This window comes from Arthrobacter sp. efr-133-TYG-120 (genome assembly GCF_030209785.1).
Classification (GTDB): domain Bacteria; phylum Actinomycetota; class Actinomycetes; order Actinomycetales; family Micrococcaceae; genus Arthrobacter.
In genome coordinates, this window is record NZ_JARVRI010000032.1 from 37,202 (window position 1) to 62,469 (window position 25,268).

General features: G+C 63.9%; 21 protein-coding genes and 2 tRNA genes. 15 read left to right on the plus strand and 8 right to left on the minus strand.

What is annotated here, in order from left to right:
- Nucleotides 1–66 precede the first annotated feature (66 nt).
- Nucleotides 67–972, minus strand: a complete 906-nt coding sequence (gene tesB, locus QRN51_RS17985) for an acyl-CoA thioesterase II (RefSeq protein ID WP_059387778.1) — start codon at nt 970–972, stop codon at nt 67–69.
- A gap of 63 nt (nt 973–1,035) precedes the next feature.
- Here tesB and QRN51_RS17990 point away from each other — a divergent pair, with 63 nt between their 5' ends.
- Entirely contained in the window at nt 1,036–1,710 is a 675-nt protein-coding gene (locus QRN51_RS17990) for a DUF8185 domain-containing protein (protein ID WP_284991193.1), read from the plus strand.
- A 45-nt stretch (nt 1,711–1,755) separates the two neighbouring features.
- Here QRN51_RS17990 and QRN51_RS17995 read toward each other — a convergent pair whose 3' ends face one another.
- The 4 genes from QRN51_RS17995 to pepN form a co-directional block, all read right to left on the minus strand.
- Nucleotides 1,756–2,229 carry a globin gene (locus QRN51_RS17995; protein ID WP_284991194.1) on the minus strand — a complete coding sequence of 158 codons (474 nt, stop codon included), beginning with the start codon at nt 2,227–2,229 and terminating at the stop codon, nt 1,756–1,758.
- Between the two features lies 1 nt (nt 2,230).
- Nucleotides 2,231–2,959, minus strand: a complete 729-nt coding sequence (locus QRN51_RS18000) for a mechanosensitive ion channel family protein (protein ID WP_059387781.1) — start codon at nt 2,957–2,959, stop codon at nt 2,231–2,233.
- Between the two features lie 147 nt (nt 2,960–3,106).
- Nucleotides 3,107–3,586, minus strand: a complete 480-nt coding sequence (locus QRN51_RS18005; RefSeq protein ID WP_059387782.1) for an OsmC family protein — start codon at nt 3,584–3,586, stop codon at nt 3,107–3,109.
- Nucleotides 3,587–3,685: 99 nt separating this feature from the next.
- Entirely contained in the window at nt 3,686–6,247 is a 2,562-nt protein-coding gene (gene pepN, locus QRN51_RS18010) for an aminopeptidase N (protein ID WP_284991195.1), read from the minus strand.
- Between the two features lie 137 nt (nt 6,248–6,384).
- Between pepN and QRN51_RS18015 the strand changes: the two genes are divergently transcribed.
- The 3 genes from QRN51_RS18015 (at nt 6,385) to QRN51_RS18025 (ending at nt 8,917) form a co-directional block, all read left to right on the plus strand.
- The gene (locus QRN51_RS18015) at nt 6,385–7,386 is read left to right on the plus strand and encodes a hypothetical protein (protein ID WP_284991196.1); all 1,002 of its coding nucleotides are present in this window, start codon (nt 6,385–6,387) and stop codon (nt 7,384–7,386) included.
- 137 nt (nt 7,387–7,523) lie between these two features.
- Nucleotides 7,524–8,006, plus strand: a complete 483-nt coding sequence (locus QRN51_RS18020; RefSeq protein WP_284991197.1) for a ribose-5-phosphate isomerase — start codon at nt 7,524–7,526, stop codon at nt 8,004–8,006.
- Nucleotides 8,006–8,917, plus strand: a complete 912-nt coding sequence (locus tag QRN51_RS18025) for an Fpg/Nei family DNA glycosylase (RefSeq protein WP_284991198.1) — start codon at nt 8,006–8,008, stop codon at nt 8,915–8,917. The genes QRN51_RS18020 and QRN51_RS18025 overlap by 1 nt, the downstream gene beginning before the upstream one ends.
- A gap of 85 nt (nt 8,918–9,002) precedes the next feature.
- On the opposite strand, the gene QRN51_RS18030 is transcribed toward QRN51_RS18025, so the two are convergent.
- Nucleotides 9,003–9,076 (minus strand) — tRNA-Gly (locus tag QRN51_RS18030).
- A gap of 154 nt (nt 9,077–9,230) precedes the next feature.
- Here QRN51_RS18030 and QRN51_RS18035 point away from each other — a divergent pair.
- The 6 genes from QRN51_RS18035 to QRN51_RS18060 all read left to right on the plus strand — a co-directional run bounded on the left by QRN51_RS18035 (nt 9,231) and on the right by QRN51_RS18060 (nt 14,458).
- A tRNA-Pro gene (locus QRN51_RS18035) sits at nt 9,231–9,305 on the plus strand.
- Nucleotides 9,306–9,373: 68 nt separating this feature from the next.
- The gene (gene tig / locus QRN51_RS18040; RefSeq protein WP_284991200.1) at nt 9,374–10,741 is read left to right on the plus strand and encodes a trigger factor; all 1,368 of its coding nucleotides are present in this window, start codon (nt 9,374–9,376) and stop codon (nt 10,739–10,741) included.
- A 242-nt stretch (nt 10,742–10,983) separates the two neighbouring features.
- Nucleotides 10,984–11,595 (plus strand): ATP-dependent Clp protease proteolytic subunit, encoded by a 612-nt coding sequence (locus QRN51_RS18045; RefSeq protein WP_284991226.1) that lies wholly within the window; start codon nt 10,984–10,986, stop codon nt 11,593–11,595.
- 37 nt (nt 11,596–11,632) lie between these two features.
- Complete coding sequence (locus QRN51_RS18050) at nt 11,633–12,292, plus strand: ATP-dependent Clp protease proteolytic subunit (RefSeq protein ID WP_234749864.1); 660 nt, start codon at nt 11,633–11,635, stop codon at nt 12,290–12,292.
- 184 nt (nt 12,293–12,476) lie between these two features.
- Complete coding sequence (gene clpX, locus QRN51_RS18055) at nt 12,477–13,763, plus strand: ATP-dependent Clp protease ATP-binding subunit ClpX (RefSeq protein WP_284991201.1); 1,287 nt, start codon at nt 12,477–12,479, stop codon at nt 13,761–13,763.
- 80 nt (nt 13,764–13,843) lie between these two features.
- Nucleotides 13,844–14,458: a mycothiol-dependent nitroreductase Rv2466c family protein gene (locus QRN51_RS18060; protein WP_059389364.1), complete on the plus strand. Its 615-nt coding sequence runs from the start codon at nt 13,844–13,846 to the stop codon at nt 14,456–14,458.
- Nucleotides 14,459–14,492: 34 nt separating this feature from the next.
- Here QRN51_RS18060 and QRN51_RS18065 read toward each other — a convergent pair whose 3' ends face one another.
- Nucleotides 14,493–15,368 carry an Fpg/Nei family DNA glycosylase gene (locus tag QRN51_RS18065; RefSeq protein ID WP_284991202.1) on the minus strand — a complete coding sequence of 292 codons (876 nt, stop codon included), beginning with the start codon at nt 15,366–15,368 and terminating at the stop codon, nt 14,493–14,495.
- A gap of 400 nt (nt 15,369–15,768) precedes the next feature.
- Nucleotides 15,769–18,390, minus strand: coding sequence for a valine--tRNA ligase (valS, locus tag QRN51_RS18070; protein ID WP_284991203.1), 2,622 nt, complete (start codon nt 18,388–18,390; stop codon nt 15,769–15,771).
- A gap of 63 nt (nt 18,391–18,453) precedes the next feature.
- Between valS and QRN51_RS18075 the strand changes: the two genes are divergently transcribed.
- The 5 genes from QRN51_RS18075 (at nt 18,454) to QRN51_RS18095 (ending at nt 25,267) form a co-directional block, all read left to right on the plus strand.
- Nucleotides 18,454–18,831, plus strand: a complete 378-nt coding sequence (locus QRN51_RS18075; RefSeq protein ID WP_284991204.1) for a DUF488 domain-containing protein — start codon at nt 18,454–18,456, stop codon at nt 18,829–18,831.
- Nucleotides 18,828–19,301 (plus strand): class I SAM-dependent methyltransferase, encoded by a 474-nt coding sequence (locus QRN51_RS18080; protein ID WP_284991205.1) that lies wholly within the window; start codon nt 18,828–18,830, stop codon nt 19,299–19,301. The genes QRN51_RS18075 and QRN51_RS18080 overlap by 4 nt, the downstream gene beginning before the upstream one ends.
- Nucleotides 19,302–19,478: 177 nt before the next feature.
- Nucleotides 19,479–20,237, plus strand: coding sequence for an SDR family oxidoreductase (locus QRN51_RS18085; RefSeq protein ID WP_284991206.1), 759 nt, complete (start codon nt 19,479–19,481; stop codon nt 20,235–20,237).
- Between the two features lie 335 nt (nt 20,238–20,572).
- Nucleotides 20,573–23,902 (plus strand): isoleucine--tRNA ligase, encoded by a 3,330-nt coding sequence (gene ileS / locus QRN51_RS18090; RefSeq protein ID WP_284991207.1) that lies wholly within the window; start codon nt 20,573–20,575, stop codon nt 23,900–23,902.
- A gap of 3 nt (nt 23,903–23,905) precedes the next feature.
- Nucleotides 23,906–25,267: a bifunctional folylpolyglutamate synthase/dihydrofolate synthase gene (locus QRN51_RS18095; RefSeq protein WP_284991208.1), complete on the plus strand. Its 1,362-nt coding sequence runs from the start codon at nt 23,906–23,908 to the stop codon at nt 25,265–25,267.
- Nucleotide 25,268: the final 1 nt, after the last annotated feature.

The window sequence follows — 25,268 nt, forward strand, 5'->3', positions numbered from 1 at the left end:
CCGGGGCGCCGGCCTTCTTTGCTGTACGGAATCTCGGCCGTGTTGCGGCAGCTACCTGAGCAGCGATTACGGGATCCGGAGCATGCCCTCTTGCGCCACCGTGGCGACATGCTGGCCATCGCGGCTGAAGATCTTGCCCGTGGCAAGTCCGCGGGCGCCTTGGGCGCTGGGGGACTCCTGCACGTAAAGCAGCCACTCGTCGACGCGGACGGGCCGGTGCCACCACATGGCGTGGTCAAGGCTAGCGACGCTCATGCCTGGCGTCATCCAGCTCAATCCGTTCTTGCGAAGCACCGATTCCAGGATGGTGTAGTCGCTCGCGTAGGCCAGGGCGGCCAAATGAAGGTTGGGGTCGTCCGGCATCGGGCCAAAGGTCTTCATCCAGACGGCATTGCTGGCTATCCGGTCTTTGGGCGCTTCGACATAGATTGCGGGATCGACGTGGCGGACATCGAAGGGCCGTTCGAAGGACATGTGGCGGGCGAGCGGGTGGTCGTACTTCTGCAGGAGTTCGGCGGTACTCGGCAGCGTTTCGGGGTCCGGGATTCCGGCCGGCATCAAGGACTGGTGTTCCACGCCCTCCGCCTCGGTCTGGAAGGACGCGATCATTGACAGGATCGGTTGGCCTTCCTGGTAGGCGTGCACCCGCCGGGCCGAGAACGAGCGTCCGTCGCGAAGCCGCTCCACACTGAAAGTGATCGGCTGGTTGGCGTCGCCCGGACGAAGAAAATAGCCGTGCATGGAATGGACCGTCCGATCCTCGTCCACCGTGCGCATTCCGGCCACGAGTGACTGGGCGAGCACCTGCCCGCCAAATACCCGGTGGCGCGGCTGTTTCTGGGAGGGTCCAAGGAAGATGTCCTCGGCTGTCCTCGCGCCGTCGAAGTCGGCCAGGGACAACAGTTCGATGAGGGTGGATGTGGGGTCCTCAAGGGCAACCTGATGTTCCAGGCCGGCGTGCGCGTCAGTCATGGTTCGACTCTAGACGCCACCCTGACCCCTCTCAACCGCGGACATGCCGGTAGAGTCGATGATGTGTCCGATGTATTGACCCAGTCCTTCCATTTCGTCGATCCCCGTGATCTGGCGGATCTCCGCACCTATGTCACGCGTGCCAAGAGCATCGATGATGGCGCCATCCGGCTGCAGGCCTCCGGCCGCGTCCTGGCTGCATATGTGTGCGTCTTGAGGCCGCGCCTCCTGGGCGAAGCGACCCCCACCATTCTCGGGCTACGGACTATCGCCCTTGCCGAAGACGCGCATGCGGACGTCACCGTGGCTCTTTCCTCGGTCCTCGACCGCCTGGCGCGTTCCGGTGCCGACGACGTCGAGCTTCCCATCCCGCCGTCGACCGTTTCCGAATCGTGGGCGGGAGTCGGGGCGCCCCGCAGCGGCTGGGAGCCGCTGCGTTCAGTGCCCGACGCCGAACTCAAGTCTGTCGCGAATGCCGGCATTGCCGAGGTGGCCGGGATCGTTCCGGATCAGCCCGGCGCATTGATCGTCAACAACGCGAGGGCCGCGGTGTGGGGACGGGAGATCCCGGGACTCGACGGCGTGCCCGCAGGCGCTGCGTTCGCCGCCTTGGCGCTCGGTTTCCTGGGCGACGGCGAACACCGGCTCTTCCGCAACGGCCGTTGGTTCCGGCTCAGTGGGAGCCGGGGCCACATCCTGGCTCGATCCGGATCAGGCCTGGGCTTCCAGGCCCGCTGAACCCGAGCCTAGGCCCGGCCCGACACACAGCACCGTCCTCCAAGCTCAGGGCTGCTGGACCGACGGGCTATTGACCATCGTGAGCGCAGCCCGCTCCATGTAATCCCACAACGTCCCTTCGTGAAGCGGCGACAAGTTGAGCGAATCGACTGCCGCGCGCATGTGGAAGAGCCAACGGTCCTTGGCTTCGGGCGTCACTTGGAACGGCATGTGCCGCATCCTCAAGCGGGGGTGCCCGCGTTCCTCGCTGTACGTGCCCGGACCGCCCCAATACTGCTCAAGAAACATGAGGAACCGCCGCTTTGCGGGGTCGAGGTCTTGTTCCGGGTACATCGGCCGGAGCAACGGGTCTCCCGCTACACCGTCGTAAAAGACATCGATCAGTTTCACGAAAGTCTCGTGGCCACCGATGGCCTCATAGAAACTGTCGGTGTACGCAGGCTGGCTGAACGGATCGTTTTGCATCAACTGACGCCGCTCTGCCGGCTGGGGTGCTGCGGATTCCGGCTGGCTGCCCATGTCACTCACCTGCTTTCTGCTCTCGAATCTTGAGGGCTTCCTTTGAAGTCGGAGGCGCACCGGAGGCGGCGGTTTCGGCAGGCGCCGTCCCTGGAGGTGCAGGCGGAACGTCGTCCGGGACGGTTGAGTCTTCAGGCACGTAATCGCCTTGCGAGCGGTTGCCCACCCGCAGGATTTCTCCGTTGCGCAGATACCAGATGGCCCCGTCTTCAGCCTTGAGCCGGGTGATCCGGAGTCCTACCGATTCAACGGTGCCGATCACTTCAGTGGTTACGATCACATCGCCGATCCCGAACTGGTCCTCGATGGTGATGAAGATGCCGGACAGGAAATCGCGAATGAGCTGTTGGGCGCCGAAGCCAATGGCCACACCCAAAATACCGACGCTCGTGAGCAGCGGGGCAATATCCACATTCAGGTATTTGAGGACGTAGATGATGACAATGACCACCACCACCACGCTGAGCACGCTTGTCAGCAGTGAGCCGATGGTGTGGGCGCGCTGGGCGCGGCGTTCATGGTCGAGCGCCCGGAAAGCCGGCTGGACCCACCTGAAATGCGGTTTCTTGAAGAAGCTGGTGCCCTCTGCCACCCGGCGGGTTATGCGCAGAATGATGAACCGGGCCACAACCCAGACCACCAACCCGATGCCTAGCGTCACGAAGATGGACGCGTAATCGATCTTGGCTGCATCGGCCACGATGTTGTCGGTCGACGAGGCGACGTTCATATGCGGGAATGCTCCTCACGGGATCCAATTGTTCGCCTGGCCCCTGATTGCCGGGCGCTGAACACTCTGTCCACGGTCAACCCTATCGCCGTAGCGTGGCCGGATCCGCATCGTGGTTCTTGGCCGGACGGCCTTCTTGACACCTGATTAGCTGGCGGCCGCCGTCGTGCTCGGCTCATGCAGAACGGGAAAATTGACGCTCCGGGCAATAAAGCACACCTGGTTGGCCTCATGGTGCAGTTTGTCCACGAGGGAAAGATGCGCCGGGTCGGCAACCGTGACGTGCGGCTTCAAGGTGACGTTCTCGAACTGGCCGCTGCCATCGCGATTGAGCCTCATCATGCCCTCGGCGTGATCCACGTAATCGGTCACTACCACCCCGTGCTTGACGGCGACATGCAGGAAAGACAGCATGTGGCACTGCGAGAGGGCGGTGAGGAGCAGTTGTTCGGGGTTGTATCGGCTGCGGTCGCCATGGAAGGTGGGGTCCGAGGAGCCCTTCAGGACGGGCAGGCCGGGGATCTCGACGTCGTGGTCCCGGGTGTAGCCACGGTAGGTGGATGTCCCGGTGCCCAGGTTTCCGGTCCAGCGCACGGTCAGCGAGTAGTGGTGTTCGTCCAGGCTCATGCGGAAAGTCTATCGGCGGTGCACTCGCGGGCGGCACACGGAAAGGCCCCGGTTCCAGTGAAGCGGAACCGGGGCCTTTCGGTGGGCTATCCGACCGTTTTAGATGTCTGCCGCGCGGGCCTTCAAAGCACGGGCTACGCCGTCGCGGTTTTCTAGCATCATGCGGCGCAGGGCACTGCTATCCGCCGGCAGTTCGGCGAGGAACTTGTCCGTGCGGTCAACCGTGGCCTGCGTTGTCAGTTGCGCAGGGTAGAGCCCGACGACGATTTGCTGGGCCAGCGCATGGGTGCGGTTGGCAACAATCTCCGGAACCGCCTCGAAATACTGTTCCGCGTACGGCTCCAACAGGGAGGTGTCCAGCACCCGGGTGAAGCCCGTGACGGCGGAGCTTTGAATGGCGTTGGAGAGCTCGCCCGTGACCACGATCTTCTTCCACGCGGCGGCCTTGGCCTCGGGTGTGGGAAGGGCCGCCGTCGCCAAGGCGGCGGCGTTCTGGCCATTGGCCGTGTGGTCGCGCTCGAGTTCCGCGTCGATCCGGTCCTGGCCCTGGCGCCCGCCAACCACCAATGCGGTGAGAAGTTCCCAGCGCAAGTCCTGGTCGACCGTCAGGCCATCCAGGACCATGCTGCCGTCCAGGACAGACTGGACTGCGTCGAATTGGGAGCTGCTTGCGGCGAGCAGCGCGAAGGACTTGACGAATTGGAGTTGCGCGTCCGATCCCGCAGCCGCCGTGCTCGAAAGCTCCCAGAGAGCGTCCGCCGCGGCCACCGTAGCGGCATCCTTGTGCTCGGCTGCGACGTAGTACGTCAGGGTGGTGGCCAGCTGTCGGAGCTGGGTCTGGATCACTGAGGAATCGGTCTCGGACGCGATGTTCGCCAGGATCAACTCGGCGTAGCCGCGGGCCGGGGTTTCGCCGTCGCGCGCCGCATCCCAGGCCGAGCCCCACACGAGGGTGCGTGGCAGGCTGCCGGCGAAGTCCTTCAGGTGGGCTTTCGCAGTGGCCAAGGATGCGGTGTCGAGGCGCACCTTCGCGTAGGCGAGATCGTCGTCGTTGAGCAGGACCAGGTCCGGACGCGCCTTTCCGGCAAGGGCAGGGACGTCGGTCCGGGCGCCGTCGACGTCGAGCTCCTCCCTGTGGGTCCTCTCAAGCTTGCCTTCGGCTGAGAGGTCGTAGAAGCCGACCGCGAGGCGGTGCGGGCGCAGCGTGGGCTGCTCGTCGATAGCGGTCTGCACGATCGCAAAGGACGTGATGGTGCCGTCGGCGTCGACCTCGATCTCGGGGGAGAGGGTATTGACGCCGGCAGTCTCGAGCCAGAGCTTGCCCCACTGGTCCAGGTCGCGGCCGCTGGCAGCTTCGAGTTCCTTCATGAGGTCCACAAGCTCGGTGTTCTGCCAGGCATGCTTCTGGAAGTATTCGCGGACGCCGGCCATGAACTGTTCCGGCCCAACCCAGGCGACCAACTGCCGCAGCACGGAAGCTCCCTTGGCGTATGTGATGCCGTCGAAGTTGACCTCGACGTCCTGGAGATCTTTGATCTCGGCAAAAATCGGGTGTGTCGTGGGCAATTGGTCCTGCCGGTACGCCCAGGATTTCTCCACCGAGGCAAAGGTGGTCCAGGCCCGGTCGAATTCGGTGTTTTCGACCGCGGCCAGGTGGGACATGTACTCGGCAAAGGACTCGTTGAGCCAAAGGTCGTTCCACCAGCGCATCGTGACGAGGTCCCCGAACCACATGTGGGCCAGTTCGTGCAGCACGGTGATGGCGCGGCGTTCGATCTGGGCGTCGGTGACCTTTCCGCGGAAGACGTAGCCCTCGAGGATGGTCACCGCGCCGGCGTTTTCCATGGCGCCGGCATTGAACTCGGGAACGAAGAGCTGATCGTACTTCTCGAAGGGGTACGGGAATCCGAACTGGGCCTCGAAGAACTCAAAACCCTGGCGGGTCAGTTCGAAGATGTTGTCGGCGTCCAGGTACTGCATGAGGGACTTGCGGGCGAACACCCCAAGCGGAATGACCCGGCCATCGGAGCTCGTGACCTTGCTGCGGACCGATTGGTACGGTCCCGCGATCAAGGCGGTGACGTAGGAAGAGATGCGGGAAGTGGGGGCGAAATGCCAAACCGAGCGCGCCCCGCCGTCGTCCCCGGGAGTGGTTTCCAGCGGTACGGGAGTGGGCGAGTTGGAGATGAGGTCCCAATGCGACGGTGCGGTGACCGTGAAGGTGAATGCGGCCTTCAGGTCCGGCTGCTCGAACACAGCGAACATGCGGCGCGAATCCGGCACCTCGAATTGCGTGTACAGGTAGGCCTCGTTGTCCACCGGGTCCACGAATCGGTGCAGGCCCTCACCGGTGTTCATGTACGGGGCATCGGCGACTACCTTCAGCTCGTTTTCGGCGGCGAGCCCGGGCAGTTGGATGCGCACGCCGTCGGACACCACCGCCGGATCGAGTTCGGTGCCGTTCAGCGTCACGCTGTGCACGGTTTCCGTGATCGCGTCGATGAAGCTCGAGGAACCCTCGACGGCGGAGAACTTCACCACGGTCGTGGAGCCGAAGACCGTGGCGCCCTTGGTCAAGTCGAGGGTGACGTCGTACGAGGTCACGGTGAGCAATTCTGCGCGCTGTCCGGCTTCGGCGCGCGTCAGGTTCAGGCCTGGCAAGGTTTGCCTCCAAGAATGGTTTCGAGAAGCCGGTTGGTTTCAGCCAGCGCCGGCGCTGTGAAGTCATTCTTTCACTTGATTCGGCCTTGGCAAGGAAGCTCGATCACAGTGTCGCCGGCGCGGGGTAGCGTTGGAATATGGGAAAGATGCGCGACTCGCTGGACCTCCGGGCACTCCGCTTTGCAGTGGCATTTCCGCTGCTGCTGGCCGCCGCATTTGCCGTGTGCGCCCTCATGTTGCGCAACAACCTCCCGGATCCCGTGGCCATCGCTTGGAATGCCGACGGCGGAATCAGCTTTGCGCCGTTCCTCGCCTACGTACTCGGCGGAGGAGGGTTTCTGGTCGTCGCGGGCTGGCTGGTGTTCATCCAGGCTGTTCCCCTTGCCCGGCCGGTGATTATGCGCAGGGTCATGATGGGCATGGGCCTCATGGTGACCCTCTTCATTACCTCCGTGCTGGCCGCTGGCCTTGTGGGGCAAACAGGCCTCGCCGACGCCCGCAGCTCGCACGTTGATGCCACGGTCCTTGCCCTCGGCGCGGGTGCGGCTTTGCCCTTGGGCGTGGTCATGATGATGGCTTTCAAGCCGGACCCGCATTGGACTCCGGAAGACGACGCCGCCCTCGAGGCCGAGCGGATCCGGACGGAAGACCCTGGCCTGGCGGAAGATTCCATGTTGCTGTGGGTCCATGCGCGGAGTTCGGTGTTCGTCATGATCTGCGTCGCCACCTTGTTCCCGGCCATGCTGATCGCGATTGCGCTCCCGTGGTTGGGCGCATTGTTGGCAGTGGTCGCGGTCATCGGAGCGTGTTTCCTGTTTGTCCGGGTGAGGGCGGACAGGAGAGGGGTGCAGGTCTTTGTTGCGGGGGTCCTGCGGGTCCTCACGGTGCCGGCCGTTGACATCGCAGGCGCAGCCGCTCAGGAAGTCAGGGCCGCGGACTTTGGCGGCTGGGGACTCCGGCACCACGGAGGTGCGACGGCCATGCTCGTGAGCAGCGGTCCCGCCGTCGTCGTCCGCCAGGTCAGCGGCCGCAGGGTGGCGTTCAGCGCCGGGACCTCGGCCACTGCGGACCGGCTCGCCGGGATCCTGAACCGCGTCGCGGCACGTGCCCAGCGCGGCGAGCAGCCTCCGGCCCCGTGAGCGCCGGAAGGTCTCCCGGTCTGCCGGCTTCGTCTTAAGAGGTGGGCCGGGGCACGATCCTAGTAACCTAGGAACCGCATCCCTCAACGCCGCGCCCGGCTTTGCCGCGTTCGCGCGCCAGACTGAATGGACTTCCTGTGACCACACCCCGCGTCCACATTGCCACGGACCACGCCGGCATGGAACTCAGCGCCCACCTCGTAAGCCACTTGACCGCCAAAGGCTACGACGTCGTTGACCACGGCCCCAAGGTGTACGACGCCCTCGATGACTACCCTTCGTTCTGCATCAACGCTGCCACCGCGGTGGTCGCCGACCAAGAGGCCGGCGTTCACGCATTGGGCATCGTCCTGGGCGGATCCGGCAACGGCGAACAAATCGCCGCGAACAAGGTCAAGGGTGTCCGGGCCGCGCTCGCCTGGAACCTTTCGACCGCAAAGCTTGCCCGGGAGCACAACGACGCCAACGTGGTTGCCGTCGGCGGCCGCCAGCACACCGTCGAGGAAGCCACCGAACTGATCGAGGCCTTCCTGGAAGAACCGTTCAGCAACGACGAACGCCACGTGCGCCGCATCGGAAAAATCGCTACCTATGAGAACACCGGCGAAATCGTTGCCTAATGCCTGAAGGGCATTCCATCCATCGCCTGGCGCGCCAGTTCCAGGATGTTTTCGCCGGCCACGTGCTGGAAGTCTCCAGCCCCCAGGGCCGTTTCACCGCGGGTGCGGCGCTTTTGGACCGCCACGAACTGCTCGAAGCGACGGCGCACGGCAAGCAGCTCTTCCTCCGTTTTGACCACGGGGTGCTCCTGCATGTCCATCTGGGTCTCTACGGTGCGTGGAGCTTCGGTGGCGATGAATCCTTCACCGGGGCCTCGAGCATCGGGGCTCCGCGGCGGATCGGCGAACGGGAGAGTTTCTCGCAGGAAGCAGAGCAAGGTGCCGGCGAAGGGGGCGCCAGAAGCTACGCGGGTCCGCCTGAGCCCGTGGGTGCCGTCCGCGTTCGCCTCATTTCAGCGAACGGCTGGGCGGATCTCAGGGGCGCTACGACATGCGCTGCGATCACCGATGCGGAGGCCGCTGCCGTCCTGGCGCGCCTGGGTCCCGATCCTCTCCACAACCGGCCCGACGATCGCGACGAGTTCGTCCGCCGCTTGCTGCGCCGCAAGACCGCCGTCGGGCTCCTCCTGATGGACCAGTCGGTCGTAGCCGGGATCGGGAACATCTATCGCGCGGAAGTGCTGTTCCGCCAGCGCGTTGATCCCTGGACCCCGGGCAGCTCTCTGGGCGCCGAAACCGCCGGACGACTGTGGGATGACACCGTGGCGGCGATGTCCGACGGCGTCCGTGACGGGCGGATTGTTACGACCCCATCGGCTTTGTGGAGCGGCGGGAACGCCGGAGCGCTCGACGGCGAGGCGCACTTTGTCTACAAGCGGCACGGACAGCCGTGCCGGCGATGCGGCGAAACAGTGGGACTGGCCGAGATCGGTGCGCGCAAACTCTATTGGTGCCCCGGCTGCCAGAACTGAAGTGCCCCTTTGGCGGGCGCAAACAGGCGGAAACACGAACAGGCGGAAACACGAAGGGCCCCTCATGGAGGGGCCCTTCGTTCTGTGGAGGGGACGACGGGAATCGAACCCGCGTAATCAGTTTGGAAGACTGAGGCTTTACCATTAAGCTACGTCCCCGGGCAAGGCTGCATGGGTCTCTACGAATCCATCAGAGGGTTCCGTGCATCTTTCCGGTGGCTGTTGAAGCCGGATACAACTAAACCTAATTCAGGGGCCAAGTGTCAAATGTGCATTCTCCGGCGAGATGCCCGTAGACTGTCCTGTGCATTCACGGGGTGTAGCTCAGCTTGGCTAGAGCGCCTGCTTTGGGAGCAGGAAGTCGCAGGTTCAAATCCTGTCACCCCGACTCTGTGTGCCTGTTCCGATCCGGAACGCGGCAGAACCCCATCCCACAAAACCAGGAGTACTTAGACTGTGAAGAGCGCTGTCGAGAACCTCACCGCCACGCGGGTCAAGCTCAACGTTGAGGTTCCCTTTGAGGAACTGAAGCCGAGCATCGATGCCGCTTACAAGACCGTTGCTTCGCAGATCCAGGTTCCCGGGTTCCGCAAGGGCAAAGTTCCCTCCAAGCTGGTTGACCAGCGCGTTGGCCGCGGCTACGTCCTGGAGACCGCCATCAACGATGGCCTCAACGGCTGGTACCAGGCTGCCGTCCAGGAAACCGGCCTCCGTCCGCTGAGCCGTCCCGAGGTTGAGATCACCGAGGTTCCGGACCCGTCCTCGACCGACGGTGAACTGAAGTTCCAGGTTGAGATCGACGTCCGTCCCGAGGTTGAGCTCCCCGACTACGCCGGCATCAAGGTAGAGGTTGCCGCAGCCGATTCCTCCGACGCCGACGTCGACAAGGCCCTCGACGAGCTCCGCGGCCGCTTCGGCACGCTGAAGTCCGTTGACCGCCCGGCCGCCGATGGTGACTTCCTGACCATCGACATCACCGCCACGATCGACGGCGCTGAGATCGACTCCGCCACCGGCCTGTCCTACCAGGTTGGCGCAGGCACCATGCTTGAAGGCCTCGATGAGGCCGTCACCGGCCTTTCTGCCGAAGAAGAAGCAATCTTCGACACCACCCTGGTTGGCGGCGAGCACGCCGGCGAAGCAGCCCAGGTCAAGGTTGTTGTCAAGACCGTCAAGGAGCGCGAGCTTCCTGAGGCCAACGACGACTTCGCCCAGTTGGCATCCGAGTTCGACACCCTCGCCGAACTGCGTGAAGACCTTGCCAAGCAGGCCGCTGAGTCCAAGGTCGTCGGCCAGGGCGTCGAAGCCCGTGACAAGGTCCTGGACAAGCTCGTGGAGCTCATCGAGGTTCCGGTTCCGGACTCTGTAGTCGAAGAGCAGCTCGAAGCGCACTTCAACCCGGAGAACGCCCACGGTGAAGGCGATCACGACACCGAGGAACACCGCGCCGAGGTCAAGGCCAACACCGCCCGTGCCTTCCAGAACGAGATCATCCTTGACGCCATTGCCGACAAGGAAGAAGTGAGCGTCAGCCAGAACGAGCTGATCGACTACATCGTCACCACGGCAAGCCAGTACGGCATGGACCCGAACCAGTTCGCCCAGATCATCGATCAGAGCGGCCAGGTTCCCATGATGGTTTCCGAGGTCCGCCGCCGTAAGGCTCTCGCAGTTGTCCTCGGCCAGGCCGAGGTTGTCGACTCCGAGGGCAACAAGGTCGACCTCAGCGACTTCGTGCGCCCCGCGGGCGAAGAGGCCTCCGTCGAGGAAGCCGAAGAGGCAGCTGTTGTTCCGAGCGACGACCCCGCCGCAGTGAAGTTCTAGTTTCAACTCAAGCCGCCCCCGGATCATGGATCCGGGGGCGGCTTGGTTTAAGCCCCGGAACCGTGCAAAGTACGCCCTTCCGCAATCGTGCGCCGTCAGCGAACAGCGCGATTTGGGAGAACAAATCGCCATGGAAAACGGTTAGTGTCCAAGTAGTGAAGATCAGGGATGGCAAGTTCAGCAATGGCCCTGTCACCAGCGAGAGGTAAGTACTTATGTCACAGCACGCAGAGGCCCCCAGGATGGCAACCGTCGATCCAGCGGCCCAGGACAACTACATCTACAACCGCCTGCTGAAAGAGCGCATCATCTGGCTCGGATCCGAAGTCCGTGACGAAAACGCCAACGCGATCTGCTCCCAGCTCCTCCTCCTCTCGGCTGAAGACCCTGAGAAGGACATCTACCTCTACATCAACTCGCCTGGCGGCTCCGTGACCGCCGGCATGGCTATCTACGACACCATGCAGTTCATCCCGAACGACGTCGTGACGGTTGCCACCGGCCTCGCGGCCTCCATGGGCCAGTTCCTCCTTTCCTCGGGCACCAAGGGCAAGCGCTACGCCACGCCCAACGCTCGCATCCTGATGCACCAGCCTTCCGGCGGCATCGGTGGCACGGCGTCGGACATCAAGATCCAGGCGGAGCTGATCCTTCACATGAAGAAGGTCATGGCCGAGCTGACAGCCGAACAGACCGGACAGACCGTGGAGACCATCCTCAAGGACAACGACCGCGACAAGTGGTTCACGGCCACCGAAGCGCTCGAGTACGGCTTCTTCGACAAGATCTCCGCCCACGCAGGCTCTGTGGCCGGTGGCGGCGGAACGGCCAACTCGTCGAATTCCGAGAAGTAACCGGCACCAAGAAACATTCAGATCAGGAGCAATGAAAATGAACTACAACTTTGGATGGTCTGCCGGTAATCTCCCGTCCAGCCGCTACGTCCTCCCGCAGTTCGAGGAGCGCACGCCCTACGGCTTCAAGCGCCAGGACCCGTACACGAAACTCTTCGAGGACCGCATCATCTTTCTCGGTGTGCAGGTTGACGACGCTTCTGCCGACGACATCATGGCCCAGCTGCTGGTGCTCGAGTCCACGGACCCGGACCGCGACATCACGTTGTACATCAACTCCCCGGGTGGCTCGTTCACGGCCATGACGGCGATCTACGACACGATGACGTACATTCGTCCGGAGATCCAGACCGTGTGCCTCGGCCAGGCGGCCAGCGCGGCGGCTGTGCTGCTCGCGGCAGGTACGGCGGGCAAACGCCTCGCCCTGCCCAACGCCCGGGTCCTGATCCACCAGCCGTCGCTGTCCGGCGGCCAAGGGGGCCAGGCTTCCGACCTCGAGATCCAGGCCGCAGAAGTCATGCGCATGCGCTCATGGCTTGAGGACACGCTGGCCAAGCACTCCGGTCGGACGCCGGAACAGGTCAACAACGATATCGAGCGCGACAAGATCCTCACCGCTGCCGAGGCAATGAACTACGGATTGATCGACCAGGTGCTCGATTCCCGCAAGATCAAGCCCCAGGCTATCGCCAGGTAACTGGCCAAAACTCGACGCCGGTGCGGTTCAGGAAATATGGACCGCATCGGCGTTCTGTTTCAACCCAAGCAGCCCATTGTGTCCTACAGTGGAAGTTGTCATGGTGGCGCCCCCGCTGCGATCGGCGCGAAATCGCGGATAGGTACGGGGCTGCACCACCCGCATGAAACGAAGGGATTCCCACATGGCTCGGATTGGCGAGAGCACGGATCTGCTGAAGTGTTCTTTCTGCGGAAAGAGCCAAAAGCAGGTTCGGAAGCTGATTGCCGGGCCCGGCGTGTACATCTGCGACGAGTGCATCGAACTCTGCAACGAGATCATCGAAGAGGAGCTCGCCGAAGTATCGGATCTCGGTAGCTTCGAGTTGCCCAAGCCGCGGGAGATCTTCGACTTCCTCCAGGAATACGTCATTGGGCAGGAGCCCGCGAAACGCTCCCTCGCCGTCGCGGTCTACAACCACTACAAGCGCATCCAAGCGGGCCACGCACCGAAGACCGGCCTCGGTGAAGGTGGACACCATGAGGACGTGGAGATCGCCAAGTCCAACATCCTGCTGATCGGTCCCACCGGCTGCGGCAAGACCTACTTGGCACAAACCCTTGCCCGCCGCCTGAACGTACCGTTCGCTGTTGCCGACGCCACGGCCCTGACGGAGGCCGGTTACGTTGGCGAAGACGTCGAAAACATCCTCCTGAAGCTCATCCAGGCCGCCGACTACGACGTCAAGAAGGCCGAACAAGGCATCATCTACATCGACGAGATCGACAAGATTTCGCGCAAGAGCGAGAATCCGTCCATCACGCGCGATGTGTCCGGCGAGGGTGTGCAGCAGGCGCTTCTTAAGATCCTCGAAGGCACAGTGGCCTCGGTTCCGCCCCAGGGCGGACGCAAACACCCGCACCAGGAATTCATCCAGATCGACACCACCAACGTGCTGTTCATTGTGGCCGGTGCGTTCGCCGGGCTCGAGGACATCATTGGATCGCGGTCCGGCCGCAAAGGCATAGGCTTCGGGGCCCCGCTCAACGAGGTCAAGGACAACGTGGACAGCTATGGCGAGGTGATGCCGGAGGATCTGCTCAAGTTCGGGCTGATTCCCGAATTCATCGGGCGCCTGCCCGTGATCACCACTGTGTCCAACCTTGACCGTTCCGCGCTCATCCAGATTCTCTCCAAGCCCAAGAACGCCCTGATCAAGCAGTACCAGAAGATGTTTCAGCTGGACGGCGTGGAGCTTTTGTTCGACGACGACGCCCTGGACTCGATCGCGGACCAAGCCCTTGAACGTGGCACCGGAGCCCGCGGCCTGCGTGCCATCATGGAGGAAGTGCTGCTACCGGTCATGTTCGACCTGCCAAGCAGGGACGACATCGCCAGCGTCGTCATCACTGCCGATGCCGTGAACAAGAAGGGCCAGCCCACCATGATCGCGCACGAGGTCATTGCGAAGCGTCGGAATAAGTCCGCCTAGCCAGAGGTTGGCATGATTGGTGCCGGACACCGTTTTCGTCCGCCTACCCGCGCCCCTTACGCCTATCGAAGGAGTTCCCTGTGCCCGAGCAGACCGCCAACAAGGTCGATTTCTGGTTCGATCCCATGTGCCCATTTGCCTGGGTGACATCCCGCTGGATCGGTGAAGTGGAAGACGTCCGCGGCATCGAGACTAACTGGAACGTCATGAGTCTCTCGGTCCTCAACGAAGGCCGCGAACTGCCTGCCGAATACACCGAGAAGATGAAGCAGGGCTGGGGACCTGTCCGGGTCATCATTGCCGCCCGCGAGCTGCACGGAGACGAATACGTCAAGCCGTTGTACGACGCGATGGGGTCCCTCATCCACCACGAAGGCATCAAGGATTTCGCCGAGGTCATCTCGAAGGCCCTGGCTGAAACCGGCCTTCCCGCCGAGTTGGCACGTTTCGCCGATTCCGAGGAATACGACGTCCAGCTGCGTGCAAGCCATGAATCGGGGATCTCCTTGGTGGGCCAGGATGTTGGCACCCCCGTGGTCGCCGTCAACGGCACGGCCTTCTTCGGTCCTGTCCTCACCCGTATTCCCCGTGGCGAGGAAGCCGGCCGGATCTGGGACGCCACCGTCACCTTGGCCGGGTACCCGCACTTCTTCGAACTCAAACGCAGCCGCACGGAAAGCCCGGAATTCAACTAGCCCGGAATTCAACCAGCTTGAGCCGTGGGCCAGGCTATTTCAGGAACCGCGACGTTCGACGGTCTGCGAGGATCTTTCCGTTTGTCTGGCAGCCAGGGCAATACTGCAATGACGTGTCGGCAAAGGACACCTCGCGGATCGTGGTTCCGCACACGGGGCAAGGCTGGCCCGCCCTGCCGTGGACCCGCATGGTGTTCCGCTTGGTGTCCTTGAGTTCGCTTGACGCTTTCCCGACGGCGGCGGCCACAGCCGCACCCAGGACGCTTTCGATGGACTCATAGAGGACACGGGTGGTGTCCTTGTCCAGCGACTTGGCGATCGCGAACGGTGAAATCCTGGCTGCGTGAAGGATCTCGTCGCTATAGGCGTTCCCGATGCCCGCGATGACGCCTTGGCTCCGAAGGACTCCCTTGATCTGGTGCGCGTTTGTGGAAAGGATTCCGGCCAAGGTCTCCTCCGTGAAGGCCGGGCTCAGCGGGTCCGGGCCAAGGGTCGCTATTCCCGGAACGTCCAGGGGCCTGCGCACCACGTATACGGCCAGGCTTTTCTTCGTCCCGGCCTCCGTCAGGTCCACTCCGACGTGGGTTGAACCGTCGCTCTTGGTGAAGCCAATCCTTGCCGCAATATTGCTGCCGCCCATCCGAAGCTGGGTTTGCGACGGCTGCTCCGTGTACCGGAGCCACCCGGCCTTGGCGAGGTGGAAGATGAAATGGATGCCTTCGGCGTCGAGGCTGACGAACTTTCCGAAGCGTTCCACACCGACGATCTTGCGACCCTCCAGCGCTGAGTAAGGGGGATCGGCTGTCTTCAGCACGGCAAAAGAGGTGATCTGGATCTTCGTCAGTTCGGCACCGAGAAGATTCCTGCCCAGAAAGGCAGTCAGCCCGGCCACCTCGGGAAGTTCTGGCATAGCAACACTGTGCCACAAAGCACCGGCACCCAGAACCCCGGAGGCCCGCAGCGAGGCGTCCGAATTACATGCCAGTAGTTCGTGAAGGGGGCTTGTGCTGGCCGGGGAGCGGGTCAAGAATAGAACTTACCCACTTCGAAAGAAGAGGGACACGGAAACCAGAGATTCAGTGATATGCATCTGACGCAGCCTTCGGCAAAGTTGGATGCAAGCTACCAGTGACGAGGTAGGAAGACCTGAAAGTCCGAGGATTCCGCCAGACTGCCAAGACGTCACCGGGCAGCCGAAAAGTCGAAGCCCCACCAACGGCTAAACGCTGATGGGGCTTCCCCTTTGCCCTGAAATCCCAAGTGCCTGGAACTTCCCGGGCGGCCCGGAAAAACTCCCGGGCTCTTCCAAACTACGCCTGGGCGGGTTCCTCGGCAGGCGCCAGGACTACGTCGCTCACCGTGAGTTCGCCGTCCCCGGCCACCAGTGAAATCTCCTGGGCGTTGGCCGCGGCCTTCAGGTCTCCCAGTCCGGCTTCCAGCTGTGCCACAAATGACTCGGTAGCGGTGATCGTGGCCGACAGGACCTCGGTGCGCTGCTTGACCTTGGCCTCGGACTTGGCCTTGCGGATGCCGCTCAGCGCGATGCCGACGGTGCCCAGCATGGTGGTGTCGCCGTCGACGATTTCCACTGCTGCCGGCCACGCCGCGCGGTGGACCGAACCCGTGCGCCACCAGCTCCAGACCTCTTCGGTGGCGAAGGGCAGGAACGGCGCGAACAGGCGCAACAGCGCATCCAGCGTGGTGGCAAGGGCAGCAAGCACGGATGCCTGCTCGGTCTCGCCGGCCGCACCGTAGGCGCGGTCCTTGATGAGCTCCACGTAGTCGTCCGTGAACTGCCAGAAGAACGATTCCGTGATCTGCAGGGCGCGGGCGTAGTCGTAGTTGTCGAACGCCTTGGTGGACTGTGCCACGACATCGGCCAGCTGCGCGAGCAATGCCCGGTCTAAGGGGTTGCTCAGGACGGAGAGGTCCGCGCCGACCACCGAGTTCTCCGTGGCGCCCAGGTTCAACACGAACTTGGAGGCATTGAGCAGCTTGATGGCCAGGCGGCGCCCGATCTTCATCTGGGCGATCTCGTAGGCGGTGTCGGCGCCGAGCTTGGCCGAGGCGGCCCAGTAACGGACGGCGTCGGAGCCGAATTCGTTCAGGACGTCGGTGGGAACAACCACGTTGCCCTTGGACTTGGACATCTTCTTGCGGTCCGGGTCCAGGATCCAGCCCGAGATGGCGGCGTGCTTCCACGGCGCGCTGTCCTGCAGGGCATCTGCCCGGACAGCCGAGGAGAAGAGCCAGGTGCGGATGATGTCGTGGCCCTGCGGCCGGAGGTCGAAGGGGTAGACCTTGCCGAACAGTTCCTCGTCACGGCTCCAGCCGCCCACGATCTGCGGGGTCAGCGAAGACGTGGCCCAGGTGTCCAGGACATCCGCGTCGCCGATGAAGCCACTGGGCTGCTCGCGCTGGGACTCGTCGAAGCCGGGGGCCGCGTCCGCCGCAGGGTCCACGGGAAGGGACTCGTCGGACGGCAGGATCGGGTTCTCGTAGTCCGGGTTGCCCTGGGCATCCAGCGGGTACCAGACGGGGATCGGCACACCGAAGAAGCGCTGGCGTGAAACGAGCCAGTCACCGTTCAGCCCGGAAATCCAGTTCTCGTAGCGGGAACGCATGAACGACGGGTGGAACTCGATCTCGTGTCCGCGCGCGATCAACCGCTCGCGGCGGTCCTCGTCCCGTCCGCCATTGCGGATGTACCACTGGCGCGAGGTGACAACTTCAAGGGGCTTGTCGCCCTTTTCGAAGAAGTTCACGGGGTGCGTGATCTTCTTGGGCTCGCCATCCAGCAAATCGGCGGCGGCGAGAAGCTCGACCACCGCCTCCTTGGCAGAGAACGCAGTCTTGCCGGCAATCGCCGCGTAGGCTTCCTTGCCGGCGTCGGTGGTGATCCACTCGGGTGTCTCGGCGATGATGCGGCCGTCGCGGCCCATGATGGCGCGGGTGGGCAACTGCAGCTCGCGCCACCAGGTGACGTCGGTCAGGTCGCCGAAGGTACAGACCATGGCGATGCCGGAACCCTTGTCCGCCTTGGCGAGCGGATGGGCTTTGACCTCGAGTTCGACGTCGAACAGGGGAGACGTGACGGTCTTGCCGAACAGCGGCTGGTAGCGCTCGTCGTCGGGGTTCGCCACCAACGCGGCGCACGCGGCGAGGAGTTCCGGACGTGTTGTCTCGATGTAGATCTTCTCGCCGTCAGCGGTGAAGAAAGGGTAGCGGTAGTACGCGCCGGCAACCTCGCGGTCCTCGAGTTCGGCCTGCGCGACGGCGGTACGGAACGTCACGTCCCACAGGGTGGGGGCCTCGGCCATGTAGGCGTCACCGGCGTTCAGGTTCGCGAGGAAGGCACGCTGGGACACCGCACGGGAGGTGTCGTCGATGGTGCGGTAGGTGAGGTCCCAGTCAACGGACAGGCCGAGTGTCTGGAACAGGTTCTCGAAGACCTTTTCGTCTTCGACGGCGAGTTCCTCGCAGAGTTCGATGAAGTTCTGGCGCGAGACGACGTCGAAATCGCGCTGGTTCTTGGCCGGCTGTGCCGGCGGGCGGTAGTCGGCGTTGTAGGGAATGGCGGGATCGCAGCGGACGCCGTAGTAGTTCTGGACGCGGCGCTCGGTAGGCAGCCCGTTGTCGTCCCAGCCCATCGGGTAGAAGACGTTCTTGCCGGTCATGCGCATGTAGCGGGCCTGGACATCCGTCTGCGTGAACGAGAACATGTGGCCCACGTGGAGCGAACCGGATGCGGTGGGCGGGGGAGTGTCGATCGAGTAGACCTGCTCCCGGGTGGTGTCCGGGTTGAACTTGTAGGTTCCTTCGTCCAGCCAGCGCTGCGTCAGGGCAGCCTCGAGGCCTTCAAGGGCCGGCTTGTCGGGAACGTTGATGGGGGCGGTGGCGGGCGTGTCTGTACCCTGCGTTGATTCAGCCATGGGCCAATTGTTTCATGGCGCCCTTTGTTCCGTGGCACGCAGGGGTGCAGTAGCATGCGGGCCATGACGGAACTCAAGGACGTTTTGGTTATCAAGCGCATCTATGACGAAGCAGCGGACGACGACGGCTACCGGGTTCTGGTCGACAGGCTGTGGCCGCGAGGGGTATCCAAGGAACGCGCCCACCTGGATCTCTGGCTCAAGGAGATCGCTCCCTCGCCGCCCCTCCGTACCGAGTTTGCCCATATGCAGGAGCGATTCGAGGACTTCCGCCGCTCGTACCAGGCTGAGCTGGAACAGAATCCCGCCGTGGAGCAGCTGCTGGAGCTGGCGGCCGCGGAAAAGCGCGTCACGCTGCTCTACGGCGCCAGGGACCCTGAAATCAATCACGCCCGCGTCCTGGTGGAGTTTCTGCTGGGCGCCGCCAAGACGGACACATGACCACGCCGCAGCATCCGCGCTTCGCGCGGGCCTACGCCCGGGCGGTTCCGGCGATAAACCTGCGCGGCGGCACCGAACACCGGCGCACCCTGCTGGCTGGCCTGCGAGGCCGCGTCATCGAGGTCGGCGCCGGCGAGGGCTCGTCGTTCGGCCTGTACCCGGCCACCGTGGAAAGTGTCCTCGCGGTTGAACCTGATGACTACCTCAGGGAACTTGCTGGATCCAAGGCAGGGCTTGCCGCAGTGCCGGTCACGGTTGTTCCCGGAACCGCCGAAAATATTCCAGCGGCCGACGGCGAGGCGGACGCCGTCGTAGTCAGCCTTGTCCTCTGTAGCGTCGCGGACCAGGCGGACGCGCTGGCGGAAATCCGCCGGGTGCTTCGGCCCGGCGGAACCCTGGCGTTCTACGAGCACGTGCGCTCGGACAAGCGGTTTCCCGCTGCCGTCGAAGATCTTCTCACTCCGGCCTGACGGCACATGGCCGGAGGCTGCCATCCCAACCGCAATACACTGCACGCGATCGGCGCAGCCGGCTTCCAGGTGCTGCACAGTGAGCGTTTCGGCTTCTCCGCCGGCCCGCTGTCTCCGTCGATCGCCCACATCCTTGGGCGTGCGGTTTCTCCCGGTGAACCGCGTTAGGGTGGTGCCATGACTGAGGAAGTACAGACGAAGACCGCAGTAGTGACCGGCGCCAGCACGGGAATCGGCGAAGCCACGGTGAGGGCCCTCACCGCCGAGGGTTGGAAGGTATTCGCCGTCGCCCGCCGTGCCGAGCGGCTTGAGGCACTCGGCGCCGAGAGCGGCGCCGTGCCGTTCGCCGCGGACATCACCAACGACGACGACGTCGCGGCCTTGCTCTCAGCCGTCACCGAAGCAGGGGGAGCGGACACGCTCATCAACATTGCCGGCGGTGCGCGGGGCGCCGACACCCTGGCCAATGCCCAGACCGAGGACTGGGACTGGATGTACCAAGTCAACGTGCTCGGCACCCTGAAGCTGACCCGGGCCTTCCTCCCGATGCTGCGGGCCAACGGCGAGGGCACCGTTTTGAACCTGACGTCGACGGCGGGATTCACGGCCTACGAAGGCGGCGGCGGGTACAACGCGGCAAAGTTCGCCCAGCACGCCATGACCGGCGCCCTGCGCCTGGAGGAAGCCGAGAACAACATCCGCGTCATCGAGGTGGCACCCGGCCTAGTCCGCACGGAGGAATTCGCTCTCAACCGCCTCGGCGATGCCACCGCGGCAGCCAAGGTATACGCCGGCGTCGAGAAGCCGCTCACCCCGGAGGACGTCGCCGACGTCGTCAAGTACGCGGTCTCATTGCCGCACCACATCAACCTGGACGAGATCATCGTCCGCCCGGTGGCGCAGGCCGCTACCCACAAGTTGATCCGCAAGGGCTAGGGTCCCGGCGTCGCCGACGCCCGCGCGGCAGCCCAAGTGGAGCTCGCAGTGCCGCTGCCGCTAGACTTGTGGCACAAGCTTTGACCCGGACATCACCGGTGAGCTTCCGGAAGAACGCCCCCGCCACCCCGGGGGTCAGTAGAACCGGACGGGTAAGCCCGTCACAGCAGCAATGAGCGGCCGACGCCGGAACAGCTCCTCTTCGAAGGGGCCGCGCCAGCGGCGGTAAGTGAGGTGGTACCGCGGTACCGGCGCTGTTGGAAACAACGCAGCTGGCGCCGTCCTCGCATCCTGAATGAAACTTTGTGTTCACCGGCTCAACCCAGGATGAAGAGATGACGTATTACCCCAAGGCCTCCACAGCTCTCTCCGGCACCCCACGAGGGGTGTCCGCCTCCGTGAAGTTCCCGGAGATCGAAGAGCGCATCCTCAAGTACTGGGATGAAGACGGCACCTTCCAAGCCAGCATCGACAACCGCAGCGCGGACCTGCCCGGAGGGCACCCCGGCAGTAACGAGTTCGTCTTCTATGACGGTCCTCCCTTCGCCAACGGGCTGCCCCACTACGGCCACCTCCTGACCGGCTACGCCAAGGACCTGGTGGGCCGCTACCAGACCCAGCGCGGCAAGCGCGTCGAACGGCGCTTCGGCTGGGACACCCACGGCTTGCCCGCCGAACTTGAGGCCATGAAGCAACTGGGCATGACGGACAAGACCCAGATCGAAGCGATGGGCATAGACAAATTCAACGACGCCTGCCGCGCCTCGGTCATGAAGTACGCGGACGAATGGAAGAGCTACGTCACGCGGCAGGCACGCTGGGTGGACTTCGACAACGACTACAAGACCCTCAACGTCGAGTACATGGAGTCTGTCCTTTGGGCCTTCAAGCAGCTCCACGAGAAGGGCCTCACCTACAACGGGTACCGCGTCCTGCCGTACTGCTGGAAGGACGAGACGCCGCTGTCCAACCATGAGTTGCGCATGGATGACGATGTCTACAAGAACCGCCAGGACCAGACCGTCACCGTGACCTTCCCCATCAAGGCAGGGGAGGCGGAACTCTCCAAGTCCCTTGAAGGCGTGCAGGCGCTCGCGTGGACCACGACCCCCTGGACGCTGCCCACCAACCTGGCGCTCGCCGTCGGGCCCGACATTTCTTACGCGGTGGTTCCGGCCGGTCCCAACGGGATCAAGGCCGCCTCCGCGGAGGCTCCGGTGAGGGGCAGCTTCCTGCTGGCCGCCGATCTCCTCGGCACCTACGCCAAGGATCTGGGGTACGACGACGGCGCTGCCGCTACCGCCGCCGTCACGGCAAGCTACACGGGCACCGAGTTGGCCGGCCTGGAGTACGAGCCGCTCTGGGACTACTTCTCCGATACCGAGAAGTACGGCACCCAGAACGCCTGGCGTTTCCTCGTGGCGGACTACGTCACCACCACCGACGGTACGGGCATCGTCCACCAGGCTCCGGCCTACGGCGAGGACGACCAGAAAGTCTGTGAGGACGCGGGCATCCCCGTGGTCCTTTCCGTCGACGAGGGCGCCAAGTTCCTCCACCTGTTCGCGCACGGATCGCTCGCCGAAATCTCCGGGCTGCAGGTGTTCGATGCCAACAAGCCGATCACCCAGGCACTGCGTTCCGGCGGTCGCTTGGTTCGCCAGGCCAGTTACGAGCACAGCTACCCGCACTGCTGGCGCTGCCGCAACCCCCTGATCTACCGTGCCGTGTCCTCCTGGTACGTGGAGGTCACCAAGTTCAAGGACCGGATGTCCGAACTGAACCAGGAGATCAACTGGATCCCGGGCAACGTCAAGGACGGACAGTTCGGCAAGTGGCTGGCCAACGCCCGCGACTGGTCCATCAGCCGCAACCGCTACTGGGGCTCGCCCATCCCGGTGTGGCAGTCCGACGACCCCGAGTACCCGCGCACGGACGTTTACGGCTCCCTCGCCGAGATGGAGGCCGATTTCGGCCGCCTTCCGATGAACAACGACGGCCAAGTCGACCTGCACCGCCCGTTCATCGACGACCTGACCCGGCCCAACCCGGACGACCCGCGCTCGCCTGAAGAGGGCCAGTCCACCATGCGCCGGGTGGAGGACGTCCTGGATGTCTGGTTCGACTCGGGCTCCATGCCCTACGGGCAGGTGCACTATCCGTTCCAGAACGAGGAATGGTTCGACACCCACAACCCTGCCGACTTCATCGTCGAGTACATCGGGCAGACCCGCGGCTGGTTCTACATGCTGCACATCCTGTCCACGGCACTCTTCGACCGGCCGGCCTTCCGCAATGTGATCAGCCATGGCATCGTGCTGGGTTCGGACGGGCAAAAGATGTCCAAGAGCCTGCGCAACTACCCGGACGTCTCCGAGGTCCTGGACCGCGACGGCTCCGACGCCATGCGCTGGTTCCTGATGTCCAGCCCCATCCTGCGCGGGGGCAACCTCGTGGTCACCGAACAGGGAATCCGCGACGGCGTCCGCCAAGTCATCCTGCCGCTGTGGAACGTGTACAGCTTCTTCACGCTGTACACGAACGCTTCCCACACAGTGGATGGGACAGCCGCCGGCTATGACGCCAAGCTGCGCTACGACGGCTACACGGACACCATGGACCAGTACTTGCTGGCAAACACCGGTGACCTCGTCCGCAACGTCACCTCCAGCCTGGACGAATACGACATTTCCGGGGCTTGCGATGAACTGCGCAGCTACCTGGATATGCTCACCAACTGGTATGTCCGCCGCAGCCGCCAGCGCTTCTTCGACGAGAACACCGACGCCTTCGACGCCCTCTACACGGCGCTCGAAGCGGTCTGCCGAGTCTCGGCGTCGCTCCTTCCTTTGGTTTCCGAGGAGATCTGGCGCGGCCTGACCGGCGGGCGCTCCGTGCACTTGGCTGACTGGCCCGAGGCGTCGCTGTTCCCGGCGAACCCGGAACTCGTCGAGGCGATGGACCGGGTCCAGCAGATCTGCTCCACCGGTTCCAGCCTGCGCAAGGCCGCCAACCTCCGCGTTCGCTTGCCGCTGCAGGAACTCACTGTGGTGGCACCCGGTGCTGATGCGCTGGCAGGCTTCGCCGCCGTCATCGCGGATGAACTGAACCTGCGTTCCGTGCGCCTCCTCGACGCCGCCACGGCGTCGCCGGAGGAATTCGGCGTCGAGCAGAAACTCGTGGTCAATGCCCGCGCGGCAGGTCCGCGACTGGGCAAGAACGTCCAGCAGGCCATCAAGGGTTCCAAGTCCGGCGACTGGTCTGTTTCCGATGCGGGAGTGGTCACGGCGGGCGGCCTCGAGCTGGAACCGCAGGAGTACACGCTCGAGACTGTCGTCGCGGAATCTGCTGACGGCTCGTCCGCGGCCGTCGCTGTCCTTCCGGGCGGCGGCTTCGTGGTCCTGAACACCGAAGTCACTCCGGAACTGGCAGCCGAAGGCCTGGCGCGGGACATGGTCCGCGCCATCCAGCAGGCCCGCAAGGACGCAGGACTGAACGTCAGTGACCGCATCCACACCACGGTCCTGGCCGTCCACGACGTCGTTGACGCCTTGCGCGCCAACGAAGAGCTGGTCAAGACCGAAACCCTGTCCCTCAAGCTCGACCCCGTCGTCTCCGGCGACGCCGCCGAGCCGCAGATCACCGTTACCAAGATCGAGGCCTAGTATATGAGCGACGAATTCTCCGTAGAAAGCGTCTACGCCGAACTCCTGGGCCGCGCCCCGGAAAACAAAATGGAGCCGCGGCTCGCGCCCCTGTACCGGGCGATGGATGTGCTGGGGGAGCCCAACAAGGCGTTCCCGATCATCCACATCACGGGCACCAACGGCAAGACCTCAACAGCCCGGATGATCGAGGCCGGGCTTCGTGCCCACGGATTGAGCACAGGCCGTTATACGAGTCCGCACCTGTCGAAGGTCACCGAGCGCATCAGCATCGACGGCGAGCCGGTTTCGGACGAGACCTTTGTCCGGATCTGGGACGAGATCCGTCCGTACCTCGAAATCGTGGACAAGGAGCTCGAGGCGGATGGCCAGCCCAGGCTCACGTACTTCGAGTGCCTGACCATCCTGGGCTTCGCGATCTTCGCGGACCAACCCGTGGACGTCGCCGTGATTGAAGTGGGGCTCGGCGGCATCACCGACGCCACGAATGTGGGCGATGGACAGGTTTCCGTGGTGACGCCGATTTCGCTTGACCACACGGATCTCCTCGGCGATACCACCGAGGACATCGCCCGCGAGAAGGCCGGAATCATCAAGCCCGGCGGCTTCCTGATCAGCGCGGCCCAGCCGGTGGACGCCGCGCAGGTGCTCCTTGAGAAGGCGCGCGAGGTTGGGGTGCCGTTCCGCTTCGAAGGCGTCGAATTCGGCGTCGAGTCCCGCAGCGTTGCCGTCGGAGGCCAAGTCCTGACCATCCAGGGGCTCGCGGGCCGCTATCAGGACCTGCTGCTCCCCTTGCACGGCGCCCACCAGGCCGAGAACGCGGCCGTCGCGGTCGCGGCGCTTGAAGCGTTCTTCGGTGGCGGTGAAAAGGAGCTCGACGGCGACCTCCTGCGCGAAGCGTTCGGCAGCGTCACGTCGCCTGGCCGTCTTGAAGTGGTGCGCACCGCTCCCACGATCATCGTGGATGCGGCCCACAACCCTGACGGCATCCGCGTCTCGGCCGAGGCAATTGAAGAGGCCTTCAGCTTCAGCAAGCTGGTGGTGGTCCTCGGGGTCCTCAAGGAAAAGGACGCGGAGGAAATCCTGCGGCAGCTCAAGGAATCGCTGGGTGGACTGGCAGAGGAGTTCTGCTTCACACAGTCCAGCTCGCCGAGGGCCATCCCGGCGGCGCAACTGGCCGATCTCGCCGTCGACCTTGGCTTCGGTGCGGACAATGTCCACATCGCCGAGAAGCTGGATGACGCGATCGAGTGGGCCGTGGAGCGTGCCGAAGCGAACGATGACCTGGCCGGCGGCGTACTCGTCACGGGTTCCATCACCGTGGTGGCCGAGGCCCGCATGCTCCTGGGGAAGGTTGGTTCCTGAG

Bases quoted from the DNA above. Each gene is read 5' to 3' on its own strand.
- tesB (WP_059387778.1), bottom strand. From the start codon at position 972: ATGACTGACGCGCACGCCGGCCTGGAACATCAGGTTGCCCTTGAGGAC.
- QRN51_RS17995 (WP_284991194.1), bottom strand. From the start codon at position 2,229: ATGGGCAGCCAGCCGGAATCCGCAGCACCCCAGCCGGCAGAGCGGCGT.
- QRN51_RS18000 (WP_059387781.1), bottom strand. From the start codon at position 2,959: ATGAACGTCGCCTCGTCGACCGACAACATCGTGGCCGATGCAGCCAAG.
- QRN51_RS18005 (WP_059387782.1), bottom strand. From the start codon at position 3,586: ATGAGCCTGGACGAACACCACTACTCGCTGACCGTGCGCTGGACCGGA.
- QRN51_RS18015 (WP_284991196.1), top strand. From the start codon at position 6,385: ATGGGAAAGATGCGCGACTCGCTGGACCTCCGGGCACTCCGCTTTGCA.
- QRN51_RS18025 (WP_284991198.1), top strand. From the start codon at position 8,006: ATGCCTGAAGGGCATTCCATCCATCGCCTGGCGCGCCAGTTCCAGGAT.
- QRN51_RS18045 (WP_284991226.1), top strand. From the start codon at position 10,984: ATGGCAACCGTCGATCCAGCGGCCCAGGACAACTACATCTACAACCGC.
- QRN51_RS18050 (WP_234749864.1), top strand. From the start codon at position 11,633: ATGAACTACAACTTTGGATGGTCTGCCGGTAATCTCCCGTCCAGCCGC.
- clpX (WP_284991201.1), top strand. From the start codon at position 12,477: ATGGCTCGGATTGGCGAGAGCACGGATCTGCTGAAGTGTTCTTTCTGC.
- QRN51_RS18065 (WP_284991202.1), bottom strand. From the start codon at position 15,368: ATGCCAGAACTTCCCGAGGTGGCCGGGCTGACTGCCTTTCTGGGCAGG.
- valS (WP_284991203.1), bottom strand. From the start codon at position 18,390: ATGGCTGAATCAACGCAGGGTACAGACACGCCCGCCACCGCCCCCATC.
- QRN51_RS18075 (WP_284991204.1), top strand. From the start codon at position 18,454: ATGACGGAACTCAAGGACGTTTTGGTTATCAAGCGCATCTATGACGAA.
- QRN51_RS18080 (WP_284991205.1), top strand. From the start codon at position 18,828: ATGACCACGCCGCAGCATCCGCGCTTCGCGCGGGCCTACGCCCGGGCG.
- QRN51_RS18085 (WP_284991206.1), top strand. From the start codon at position 19,479: ATGACTGAGGAAGTACAGACGAAGACCGCAGTAGTGACCGGCGCCAGC.
- ileS (WP_284991207.1), top strand. From the start codon at position 20,573: ATGACGTATTACCCCAAGGCCTCCACAGCTCTCTCCGGCACCCCACGA.
- QRN51_RS18095 (WP_284991208.1), top strand. From the start codon at position 23,906: ATGAGCGACGAATTCTCCGTAGAAAGCGTCTACGCCGAACTCCTGGGC.